Genomic DNA, 12530 nt, shown 5'->3' with positions numbered 1-12530 from the left:
ATACCATTATGAATCTATCTGCAAATTGGTTACAATCATTTGTTTTTTTTCAAATCCCTGAATGATAATCACGCAGGGATTTTATTAAATATCTTTATTTCAGAACTAGCTGAACTTTTTGAAAACTACACTCGCATTATGACCTCCGAATCCAAAGGCATTGCTCAATGCAAAATTAACTTCTTTTTCTTTAGCCTCTCCAAAGACAATGTTGACATCTTTCGGAACGTTTTCATCAATTTGGTGGAGGTTGATCGTTGGAGGGATTACGCCCTGTTCAATAGTCTTAATAGAAAGAATTGCTTCCACCGCTCCTGCAGCACCCAATAAGTGCCCGGTCATTGATTTTGTAGCACTGATGTCCAGATTCTTACTGCCTTTGAATAACCTACTGATTGCTTTTATTTCAATAAGATCTCCAAGGGGAGTAGAAGTTGCATGTGGATTGAGGTAATCGATGTCTTCTGTATTGGCACCGGCTTCTTTTAATGCAAGTTCCATAGATTTTATCGCTCCAGTTCCATCAGGATGAGGGGCAGTCATGTGGTGGGCATCAGCAGTCATTGCCGCTCCTGCCAATTCGGCATAAATCTTAGCTCCTCTCGCTTTAGCATGTTCATATTCTTCCAATATCAGAGCTCCTGCACCTTCTCCTATTACAAAGCCATCTCTTTCTGCATCATAAGGGCGGCTTGCTGTTTTATCATTTCTGGTAGACATGGCTTTCATCACGGAAAAACCACCGACTGAAGCAGGCGTAATTGCAGCTTCAGAACTGCCACTGATGATTACTTTCGCTTTACCAAACCGGATATAGTTGAAAGCATCCATCAAGGTGGTATTTCCTGTTGCACATGCAGATACGGTTGAATAACAGATTCCCTGAAGCCCATATTTCATAGAGATCATGCCTGAAGCCATACTGGCAATAAATTTGGGAACAAAGAAAGGGTTGAAACGCGAGGTTCCATTTCCATTGGCAAACTCCATAACTTCATTTTCAAAAGTCCACATTCCGGCTTGCCCTGTGCCCCATATCACCCCAATGTCAAAGGGATTTGTTTTTTCTAATTCCAGACCTGAATCCTGAAGAGCTTCGGAGGAAGCATACATGGCATATTGTGAGAACAGGTCACTTCTTTTAATTTCATTATGATTCAGGTAGACTTTAGGATCAAAATTTTTGATTTCACAGGCATAATGAACCTTCGAATTTTCTATATTAAAATGGGTAATCAATCTTGAGCCGCTGATTCCATTGATACTATTTTGCCATAGATCTGTGACATTGTTTCCCAGAGGGGTGAGTGCACCTAGCCCTGTAACGACAACTCTTTTCATAATTAATTTGGGATTTAAGGGTTAAATAAATTAAATTTCCATAAGATAAAGGGCTTGATATCTTCATTTCGTGTGTTTTATCATTTTGTTTGGTGGTTCTTATTGCTCTATGATGAGCCAGTGAATTTTACCAGAAAATAGGATTTTTTATTTTTCTAAAATCATGGTGACCCCTTGTCCACGAGCGGCGCAAATAGAAACGAACCCTTTTCCGCTTCCTTTTTGATCAAGAAGCTTTGCTAAGGTTCCAATAATTCTTCCGCCTGTTGCAGCAAAGGGATGGGCAGCAGCTAAACTACCTCCTTTCACATTTAGCTTATTTCGATCGATTTTTCCTAATGCTTTTTCCAATCCGAATTCTTTAGCCAAATCGTCATTTTCCCAGATTTTTATCGTAGCTAGTACTTGAGCAGCAAAAGCTTCGTGGATTTCATAATAGTCAAAATCTTCCAGATTCATTTTTGCCTTTTTCAACATTCTTTCTGCGGCAAATACAGGGGCTAATAAGAGATTGTGTCTGTTTTGGACATATTCTATTCCTGCTAACTCTGAAAAAGAAATATAAGCAAGTATTGGGAGATTATTATTTTTTGCCCATTCTTCACTTGCCAGTAATACAGCTGAAGCTCCGTCTGTAAACGGAGTCGAATTTCCGGCAGTTAATGTTCCGTTCTGTTTATCAAAAGCTGGTTTTAGTTGAGACAATTTTTCCAAACTGGTATCGCGACGGAGATTATTATCTTTATCCAGTCCAAAAGCAGGGGTAATCATATCATTAAAGAAACCTTCATCATATGCCTTCGCCATATTTTGATGACTCTTTAGCGCCAGTTCATCCTGTTCTTGTCTGGATATTCTATAATATTGTGCCGTTATTTCAGTATGTTCTCCCATTACCAAACCAGTTTTGGGTTCCTGTCCTTTATAGGGAACAGGCATCCAATCTTTGAGGGAAGGACTCAGTAAATGTTTTATTTTTTTAAATACTGATTTTTCCTTATTAGCCTTTAATAGTGCTTTTCTTAATCTTGGAGAAGATTCAAAAGGGATATTACTCATGGCTTCCACTCCACATGCAATACCACATTCTATCTGTCCCAAAGCTATTTTATTAGCAATATAAATGGCTGCTTCAATTCCTGTGTCACACGCTTGCTGGAGATCACACGCAGGAGTTGCAGGATCGAGGGAAGTATTCATTACCGTTTCTCTGATAAGATTACTTTCCGAAATATGTTTAATCACTGCACCACCTGCTACTTCACCAAGAATTTTTCCTGTCAGATGACAGCGATCTATCAACCCACCGAGGGCAGCAAGTAAAAGATCCTGATTTCCTTGTTCTGTGTAAGCGGTGTTCATCCTTGCAAAAGGAATTCTGTTGTAACCTACAACAGCGACTTTTTTTGTTGTCATAGCTTTTGTTTTATCATAAACTGATGCTAAGTTCTTTACTGATCATGCTGGCTACTTTGTCTAATGCAATATTCAGAAACTTTTCATCACTTGTTGTTTTAGAAAGTAAGATTCCTCCTTCAATAAGCATGATGAAAATAGAAGCATAATACTCTGCATCTGCTTCTTTGCTGATTTCCTCTTTATGTTGACCTTCCAAAATTACAGCTGATATTTTTTTACCCCATTCTTCAAAAGACCTTTTTACCTGGGTTTTTAGAAGGGGAAAAGCATCATCAGATTCTGTTGCCGCATTCATAAGAGGGCAGCCTCCGTTTAAAAACACAGTGTGCCAGTTTTTTCTGTAAAAATCTACAAAAGCATAAAGTTTGTCTACAGACGTTGGATATTGAGAACTAAAAGAGCGACTCATTATTTTGGCCAACTGTGCTGCATTATATTTATATACCTCAATAGCAACATGATCTTTGTTCTCAAAGTTTCCATAAATACTTCCTTTCGTCAACCCAGTTGCATGGGTGATATCTGATAAAGAGGTAGAAATATAGCCTTTGGTATTGAACAAAGTTGCTGTTTTCTCAATAATAAATTGTTTGGTCTTTTCTGCTTTTGACATTTTCAGTTCTTGTTTACAATGCAAATATACAAAATATACCAATCGGTATATTTTTATTTGTAAAATAAATTTACACTGATAAAAAACTCAGGCTATGAGTGAAATGACAAACGAAATTGAAATATATCAGGCCAATGATGCATTGAGGGTAATTTCAAAATTGAATGCTGCGCTTACGGGACATCCTTCTTCTGCGATTTTGGCATATTTTTGAAATTCTTCTTCTGTGATTCCTGGAACTTTTGCTGTTAGGGTAAGTTCAGATTTTGTGATTTTTCCAATGTTGGGATCAAGGGTTATCACGGAAGTGGTGGTTAGTTCTTCAGGAGTGAATCCTGCTTGTGAAAGTTCTGCACTCAGTTTCATAGTGAAACATCCGGCATGGGCTGCTGCGAGTAATTCTTCAGGATTTGTGCCCACTCCATCCGCAAAACGGCTGTTGAAAGAATACTGTGTTTGGTTCAAAGTTGTACTTTGAGTGGTAAGATGTCCTTTACCTTCTTTAATGGTACCGTTCCAAACGGCTGTTGCATTACGTCTCATATTATTTTTGTTTAATATTGTTTGATTTAATGTTTAAAATACCCTTTTTTAGGAGTATTTCTTTAGCCTTAGTATTATTTCGGATTAAATATACAAAAAAACATGATTCATAATTATTAAATTATAAATTGCAGATGGAGAGAAAATTTTCAATGAAAAAATAGAAAACATAAGCTTATATTGGTATTATTTTATCATTTTTACCAATATTTGTACTGCGAACCTTATTATTAATTTTTTTCAAAACTGCCTGCATGAATGGACTAGAAAATATTCTTAGAGAAATAACTCCACTATCTCCTGAAGACAGTTTTCTGGTGTTTGACAGAATCAAGGCATCATTTGATTTTCCGTATCATTATCATCCTGAGATTGAAATTAATTTTGTGTACAAAGGAAAAGGATATCGCAGAATGATTGGAGATCATACAGGAGAAATCGGGGATATAGAGTTGGTGTTGGTTGGGCCTAACTTACCACATTGTTGGGCTAATTATAAATGTAAGAACAGGAAAACTCACGAAATCACCATTCAGTTTAATCAAGACTTTTTTAATCAGTCTATGATGCAGAAAAATGTTCTGAAGCCGATCAATAATCTAATGAAAGATTCGATCAGAGGGATTTTGTTTTCGACAGAAACGGCTGAGAAACTAAAAGATTCGTTTCTCAATCTGTCTAAGATGAATAGTTTTGAATCTTTTATAGAAATTATGAAAATTCTCAATGAATTGGCAATTGCGGAAGATAAAACATTTTTATCATCTTACAGTATTGAATCGGAAACCTTCGATGATAATGATAAAATGAAGGTGATTCATGATTTCGTTCATAAGAATTTTGAAATTAAAATAACCCTGGATAAGGTGGCTTCATTGGTGAACATGAGTAATGTAACGTTCAACAGGTTTATTAAAAGAAGGACAGGAAAAACATTTATCAATTATCTTAATGAAATCAGAATAAGTTATGCTGCCCGATGGTTGATGGAAAAAAATCTTACCGTCTTTGAAATTGCTTTTGAAGCAGGTTTTAATAATATCGCAAATTTTAATAAAGTTTTTAAATCTATTAAAAAGACTACCCCGACTGAATTTAAAGAGCAGTTTAAAGGGGTGAAAAAAATTGAATAACCAGAGAATTTTCTACTTTGTGATTTTCCTTGATTTTCACATAACTTTCTTTTTCAATTCCAATATATTCTCAGATAATTCCTCTTTTTTTATTTGTTTTGATAATGGTTTAATTAATTGTTATTGAGTGTTTTAGGTGTGTTTAAATCAAGGCGCTGAAAAAATAATATCGTTTTATGATAAAATAGTATTATATCTGACTGTTAACAAAATTTAGATTTGTTAATGTGAATTAAATCTTAACGAAACTTTAAATAATTTAATCCATAAATGCCAAAATATTGCTAAAAAAACAATAAACTTTTTGGTGTTGAAAAATAAAGTAATGTTATTGATTCTCAATTAAATCTAACTAATCTAAACCTTATGAGAAAAGCAGTTATACCGGTTCTATTTGTTTTTTCCCTTTCTGCAGTAGCACAGGAAAAAAAAGCGGCCGACACTACAAAGGCAACCGATATTCAGGAGGTCGTAGTCACCTCTTTGGGGGTTAAAAGACAGGCTCGCTCTCTTACCTATTCCAGTCAGCAGATTGGTGGGGATGAGCTGACAGAAGTGAAAACGCCCAACCTTTTAAACGCCGTTAATGGAAAAGTTTCCAATGTACAAATTAATAGAACCAATGGTGTAGGCAGCTCGGTAAGGGTAATTATGAGAGGTAATAAATCGGTTTCTAATAGCCAGCCTTTATATGTAATTGATGGAATTCCTATTATCAATGGAACTGGGAAATCAGCAGAAATAGGACAGTATTCTAATATGCCGGATCCTGGAGATGTATTGAGTTCAATAAACCCTGATGATATTGAAAGTATGAACTTCCTGAAGGGAGCTTCTGCTTCTGCATTATATGGTTCTGCCGGAGGAAACGGAGCTATTTTGATTACCACAAAAAAAGGGCGTATAGGTAAAAGTTCAATTTCTTATAGCAGCAGCCTTACAGTGGAAAATGCATACAGCCTTCCAAAACTGCAAAATAGCTATTTATCTTATGATCCAGCAGTGCCAGGTCAGGCTGCAGGAGATAACGAATTTAGCTGGGGCGCTAGAGGAGCATCTAAAAATTATCTTAAAGATTTTCTGAAAACAGGGACAACTTGGGTGAACAGCCTTTCTTTCCAGTCTGGAAATGAGAAATCAACAAACTATTTTTCCATTGGAAATACAACGAATAAAGGGATTGTTCCAATGTCCTATTTTGATCAGTATAATGTTTCATTCAGAAACTCCAGTAAGTTCTTAGATGATAAACTTACATTGGATGCCAATTTTATCGGTTCCATTCAGGAAAGTAAAAACAGACAAACGCCGGGAGCTTCTTTCTCACCTTTGACTTCTTTATACTGGTTACCGAGAGGAGTAGATTTTGACCAATACGGACCGAATAATTATTCCTATCTCAATAAAGAAAGGTTACTGCCTGCACAAAATTGGTGGGAGATAAAGCCGGATGGAAGTTTTAAAAGAAACCCGGAAACACAAAACCCTTACTGGATTTTAAACAGAAATCCGGTTACCGTGAGCAACAAAAATGCTTATGGTGCTATTTCATTGTCCTACCAAATTAACCCTTGGTTATCAGCAAGAGCAAGAGGGAATTACAGCTGGAATATCTCCGATAGTCAGCGTGATATTGCTGCTTATTCAGCACCTAGTCTTGTAGCAGGGGGTGAAAATGGAAGAATCCTAAAAAATGTATATGAGAATTCCTCTACCTATGGAGATATCCTATTGGTTGGTAGTCCCAAAATAAGTGAGTCTATTTCATTAGACTTTACAGTAGGAGGAAGTATCAATACGACAAGAAACAAAATAACAGAAATAGATAACGCTTATCTTGCTGCTCCTAATCTGTTTACATTAAATAATTTACAATGGAATGTAGATAGAAAACCTGGAGACGGATATCACAATATCTATACAAATATGAAAAAGCAGGTACAATCTGTATTTGCAAGTGCTTCATTAGGATACAAAAATATGTTTTATGTAGATATGACCTTTAGAAATGACTGGGACTCTACATTATCTCTCACTGGAAGAACCGGATTTGATTACGAATCTGTAGGAGCAAATGCTATCTTATCTTCTATTTTTAAGCTTCCGGAAGTTATTAATTTTTGGAAAATCAGAGGATCTTATGCGACTGTAGGTTTAGGTTTACCAGCTAATATTTCCAATGCAATGGTTGAATATGGTAAAGGATATTCTTATGGAGTAGATGCCGGAAATATCGTATACCCTAAGAGCTCATTTGTTACAGACCCTAGATACAAAGAACTTTTCCCTAGACCGGAATTAAACAAGACTTTTGAAGCAGGAACGGAATTCAGATTATTGAATAATAGATTAAGTTTTGATATTACGTATTATAATTCAAACGCAACCAATCAGTTGCTGGAAACAACAATCTATTCCAACTTAGGGGGAATTCCTACAGGTTCATACTACATCAATGCAGGTAAAATTAAAAATACCGGTTTTGAAGCTTCATTATCTTATAAGGTATTAAGTTCAGAAAAATTCGGTTGGACAACTATGGTGAACGGTTCAGCTAATAAAAATACCATTGTTGAGTTATTTCCACCTAGTTTAAGCATTCCGCAGGATCAGCTTTTTACACTTACCGGTGGTGGACAGTATACGCAACTTAAATTGGGCGGATCTTTTGGTGACCTTTATGGAATAAAATTCAAAAGAGATGAGCAGGGGCGTATTCTGGTAAATGACAAAGGAGTTCCTATGGCAGAAAGTAATCCTTCTTATTTAGGAAATCCAAACCCTAAATTTATTATGGGATTCAGTAATACATTTAATATTGGTAAACTTGGAATTTCTTTCCTTATCGATGGTAAATTTGGAGGTCAGGTTCTTTCTCTTACTGAAAAAGCAAATGACTTCTATGGGGTAAGTCAGGCTTCTGCTGATGTAAGAAATGCCGGAGGGGTCTCTATTCCTAATGCTGTATATGCACCAGGAACAGCTAATGCAGGGCAAGCCTATACAGGTTTAACAGACCCAAGAGAATATTATAAAGCTGTAGGAACAACAGAAGGGTATGCAAAAGGAATTGATGAAGCTTATATATACAGTGCTACAACAGTACGTTTACGCCAGGCTTCTATTTCATATACATTCGATGTCAACTCAAAATATATGAGAAATGCGACAGTTAGCTTAGTGGGATCCAACCTCTTTTTCTTCTATAAAAAAGCACCGTTTGATCCTGAGCAAGTATCTGGAAATACACCAGGAGGAGTAGGGGTAGACTCATTTGGATTGCCGGTTACCCGATCTATCGGATTATCATTAAAAGCTAATTTCTAACTTTTACAATTACAAAAATGAAATTCAATCATATTAAAATAGTAGCATTTGGAACTGTAATGTTGTTTTCAGCTACAGGATGTACCAATGATTTTGAACAGTATAATCAAGAAAAATTAGGTGGCCCGGAAAATTTTTATGCAGACTTTAAGGCAATTGTAGATCCTATGAAATCCATGCAAAGAGAGTTGCAGGCAGATTATCAGAGGTATCCTAACCTTAGTGCGGATATGTACAGCGGAATGTTCAGTACAGCCACTCCATTTAATGGTGGAGTAAATAACCTGACGTATTCCATGGTGGAGGATTGGAATAATAAAATTATCAATAAACAAAAGGATATTTTCAATTTATCTCTGATTATTGATGATGCTGCTAATAAAATATATGCAGGGAGAGATTTTACGGGTTTCTTTGCTGTAAAAAACATACTGAAAGTGATTACTGCTGCAAGAGTATCCGATAATCATGGCCCAGTTGTATATAGTAAATATTCAACACCTAATCCTAATGGAGTAACCGACTTCGATTCTCAGGAAGCTGCTTATAATTATTTTATTGCAGATCTAACCTCTGCTATCAACGACTTACAAAAAGTAATTGCAACTTCTGCTACGGAAAGAATAGAAGATAAATCAGCTCTTAAGAAAGCTGATTTAGTGTACGGTGGAAGTATGGTTCAGTGGGCAAAACTTGCTAATTCTCTTAAGTTGAGGTTGGCGATGAGAATGAGTTATGCAGATCCTGCAAAATCAAGAAAATATGCTGAGGAAGCATTGTCTTCATCCGCAGGACTTATTACAGAAAATACAGATAATGCTTTAATAAGTGTAGGTCAGTCTGAATTAAGTCTAATTATTTATAGCTATGGCGATTGTATGATAGGAGCTCCTCTAATGGCTTATATGAACGGGTATAAAGATCCTAGACTTCCTGCTTATGCCCTTCCAACAACAGATCCTCAGATTAAGGATATTACCCAATATAAGTATTTAGGAATACGTCAGGGAATTAATTTATTAAATGGTAAGTCGACCTATGGAGAATTCTCTAAACCTCAGGCAAAAGCGGCATCAGCAGATTATTTTTCAGCAACAGATGGTAAGCTTAAAATATTTACAGCTGCAGAAACCTGGTTTCTAAAAGCTGAAGCGGCATTGAGAGGATATGCAGGAGCAGGAGATATACAGACTAATTATCAAACCGGGGTACAGCAGTCTTTCGGAGAATGGGGAAAGGCAGCGGATGTAAGTACTTATCTTGCTAACTCCACAGATACAGAAATGCCTTATGTAGATCCTAAAAATGCTTCCAATAACGTAAATGCAGGAGATCCTCAGTTAAGTACGATTACCATCGCATGGAATAATAGTGACTCTAATGAAAGAAAGCTGGAAAGAATTATTACTCAAAAATGGCTTTCTCTTTATCCTAATGGCCCTGAAGCATGGGCTGAACAAAGAAGAACAGGATACCCGATTCTTTTCAAAGTAAGAGAAAATAATAGTGGTGGAACGATCAGTACGGAAGAAATGATTCGAAGAATTCCTTATACCATCAGTACTAAAACATCATTGTATAATTATCAGCAAGCCGCACAAATGCTTAATGGGCCGGATACAGGAGGTACCAAGCTATGGTGGGATAAAAAATAATCAAATCTTAAATCATACAGAGACATCTCAGGTCAGATTTATCTGATTCATTCAGGCAGGAGAGGTACGTAGGCTCTCCAAAAAATTTATAGTTTCGTTTTTTAGCCGGAATGAGCCTTGAGATGTTCTCTTTTTCTTTAGAATCTTATTTTTAAATATGGGAAAAAACAACTCCGGAACCCGTCGGATTCAGCCGATTCTTTGGATATCCACATTATATTTTGCAATGGGAGTACCTTTTGTAACCATTAATGCGGTTTCAGGAATCATGTATAAAGACATGGGAGTTTCGGATTCACAGATCACATTCTGGACGGCACTTATTATGTTTTCATGGACGTTAAAACCGCTTTGGAGCCCGTTTCTGGAGATCTATAAAACCAAAAAATTCTTCGTTGTTGTTACCCAGTTTGCCATAGGAATTCTGTTTGCTCTTATCGCATTAAGCCTGCCTTTACATGATTTTTTCAAATACAGTATTGCGCTTTTTGCTGTCGTTGCATTTTGTGGAGCAACTCATGATGTTGTTGCAGACGGAACCTATATTGGTTTTCTAAGTAATAAAGAACAGGCCAGATATATTGGTTGGCAGGGAGCGTTTTACAATCTTGCTAAAATTATCAGCAGCGGAGCTTTAGTATATGTTGCCGGAGTTTTAGAGAAAACAAAAGGAGTTACCAATGCCTGGATGATCATTATGGTGATTTATGCATTATTATTCTTCGCATTAGCTGCGTATCATTATTTGATTTTACCTAAAGAAGAGAAAAATCAGAAAGATGAAAAAACAGCAGGAAATGTTCGCCAAGAATTATGGGAAGTGATTACCTCTTTCTTTACCAAAAAGAAAATTCTGTGGTGTATCCTGTTTATCATTTTGTACCGTTTTGCAGAAGGTTTTGCAATCAAAATTGCTCCTTTATTCTTTAAAGCCCCAAGAACTTCAGGTGGACTGGGATTGTCAACTTCAGATATCGGGCTTATCTATGGAACCTATGGTTCTGCAGCATTTATTTTAGGGTCTGTTTTGGCGGGGTATTTTATTTCAGCTCGCGGATTGAAGAGATCATTAATATGGTTATGCTGTGCATTCAATATTCCATTTGTGGTATATGCATTATTAGCTTACTATCAACCGGTTGATCTTTTACCTGTAGGAATAGCTGTTGTTGTAGAATATTTCGGTTATGGATTCGGGTTTGTGGGATTAATGCTTTATATGATGCAGCAGATTGCTCCCGGAAAACATAAAACAGCCCATTATGCTTTTGCCACAGGAATTATGAACCTAGGAGTAATGATTCCGGGAATGTTCAGCGGAATGATTAGTGACTGGATAGGGTATAAAATGTTCTTTATCTGGGTGCTGATTGCTACAATTCCTGCATTTCTTGTGACTTTATTTGTTCCTTTCCCTTATTCAGAAAATCAGAAAGAAGAACCAATCATTAATAAATAAATTTTAAAAAGTAAATTATACTTTATGACAGCTCAATCAGTAATGATCCCTTGGCAGGATCGCCCGGAAGGTTGTAATGATATTATGTGGAGGTTTTCCGAAAACCCGATCATTGACAGATATGCAATACCAACATCCAATAGTGTATTCAACAGCGCAGTAATTCCTTTCGAAGATGGTTTTGCAGGAGTATTCCGTTGCGATAATAAAGCCGTACAGATGAATATTTTTGCAGGGTTTAGTAAAGATGGAATCAATTGGGATATCAATCACAATCCTATTGAAATGCAGGCGGGGAATACCGATATGATTGAATCCGATTACAAATATGATCCTCGTGTTACCTTTATAGAAGACCGTTACTGGATCACATGGTGTAATGGATATAATGGGCCTACTATCGGAATTGGATATACTTTTGATTTTAAGGAATTTTTTCAATGTGAAAATGCATTCCTTCCTTTCAACAGAAATGGAGTTCTTTTCCCGGAGAAAATCAATGGTAAATATGCCATGTTGAGCCGTCCAAGTGATAATGGACATACACCTTTTGGAGATATTTATATCAGCTATAGTCCTGATATGAAATATTGGGGTGAGCATCGTTGTGTGATGAAAGTAACTCCTTTTGAAGACAGTGCATGGCAGTGTACTAAGATTGGCGGTGGCCCCGTTCCTATCAAAACAGAAGAAGGATGGCTGCTTTTTTATCATGGAGTAATCAATACTTGTAACGGGTTTAGATATTCAATGGGGGCTGCTTTGCTTGATCTTGAAGATCCTTCGAAAGTATTGTATAGAACAAAACCTTATTTATTAGCTCCCGCAGAGTTGTATGAGTTGGCAGGAGATGTACCTAATGTAGTTTTCCCTTGTGCCGCTTTAACGGAAGGTGATAAAGTAACAGTATACTATGGAGCAGCGGATACTGTAGTGGCTATTGCCTTCGGACATATTTCAGAAATCATCGATTTTATGAAAAAGAACTCCATTTAAAGTATTATCAATCTAGTTTCCCAAAAGATACTTAATTCCCGGAT

General features: G+C 36.5%; 9 protein-coding genes. 5 read left to right on the top strand and 4 right to left on the bottom strand.

The features are described 5' to 3' along the window. Nucleotides 1–105: 105 nt before the first annotated feature. The 4 genes from fabF to GTR01_RS07005 form a co-directional block, all read right to left on the bottom strand. Nucleotides 106–1341 carry a beta-ketoacyl-ACP synthase II gene (gene fabF / locus GTR01_RS07020; protein ID WP_160137150.1) on the bottom strand — a complete coding sequence of 412 codons (1236 nt, stop codon included), beginning with the start codon at nucleotides 1339–1341 and terminating at the stop codon, nucleotides 106–108. Nucleotides 1342–1488: 147 nt separating this feature from the next. Then, the gene (locus tag GTR01_RS07015; protein ID WP_160137149.1) at nucleotides 1489–2757 is read right to left on the bottom strand and encodes an acetyl-CoA C-acetyltransferase; all 1269 of its coding nucleotides are present in this window, start codon (nucleotides 2755–2757) and stop codon (nucleotides 1489–1491) included. Nucleotides 2758–2770: 13 nt separating this feature from the next. Further along, nucleotides 2771–3373, bottom strand: coding sequence for a TetR/AcrR family transcriptional regulator (locus GTR01_RS07010; protein WP_160137148.1), 603 nt, complete (start codon nucleotides 3371–3373; stop codon nucleotides 2771–2773). A 126-nt stretch (nucleotides 3374–3499) separates the two neighbouring features. Continuing rightward, on the bottom strand, nucleotides 3500–3916 hold the full coding sequence (locus GTR01_RS07005; RefSeq protein ID WP_160137147.1) for an OsmC family protein: 417 nt from the start codon (nucleotides 3914–3916) through the stop codon (nucleotides 3500–3502). 254 nt (nucleotides 3917–4170) lie between these two features. Here GTR01_RS07005 and GTR01_RS07000 point away from each other — a divergent pair, with 254 nt between their 5' ends. The 5 genes from GTR01_RS07000 to GTR01_RS06980 all read left to right on the top strand — a co-directional run bounded on the left by GTR01_RS07000 (nucleotide 4171) and on the right by GTR01_RS06980 (nucleotide 12486). After that, nucleotides 4171–5049, top strand: a complete 879-nt coding sequence (locus GTR01_RS07000; protein WP_160137146.1) for an AraC family transcriptional regulator — start codon at nucleotides 4171–4173, stop codon at nucleotides 5047–5049. A 366-nt stretch (nucleotides 5050–5415) separates the two neighbouring features. After that, on the top strand, nucleotides 5416–8376 hold the full coding sequence (locus tag GTR01_RS06995) for a SusC/RagA family TonB-linked outer membrane protein (RefSeq protein WP_160137145.1): 2961 nt from the start codon (nucleotides 5416–5418) through the stop codon (nucleotides 8374–8376). A 17-nt stretch (nucleotides 8377–8393) separates the two neighbouring features. Next, a complete protein-coding gene (locus GTR01_RS06990; RefSeq protein ID WP_160137144.1) occupies nucleotides 8394–10031 on the top strand; it encodes a SusD/RagB family nutrient-binding outer membrane lipoprotein in 1638 nt (545 codons plus the stop codon). A 157-nt stretch (nucleotides 10032–10188) separates the two neighbouring features. Further along, nucleotides 10189–11490, top strand: a complete 1302-nt coding sequence (locus tag GTR01_RS06985) for an MFS transporter (protein WP_160137143.1) — start codon at nucleotides 10189–10191, stop codon at nucleotides 11488–11490. A 24-nt stretch (nucleotides 11491–11514) separates the two neighbouring features. Then, nucleotides 11515–12486 (top strand): glycoside hydrolase family 130 protein, encoded by a 972-nt coding sequence (locus GTR01_RS06980; RefSeq protein ID WP_160137142.1) that lies wholly within the window; start codon nucleotides 11515–11517, stop codon nucleotides 12484–12486. Nucleotides 12487–12530: the final 44 nt, after the last annotated feature.

The organism is Chryseobacterium sp. c4a (assembly GCF_009900745.1).
Taxonomy (GTDB): Bacteria; Bacteroidota; Bacteroidia; order Flavobacteriales; family Weeksellaceae; genus Chryseobacterium.
The sequence above is the reverse complement of the archived record's forward strand: the minus strand, read 5'-3'. Positions and strand labels throughout refer to the sequence as shown.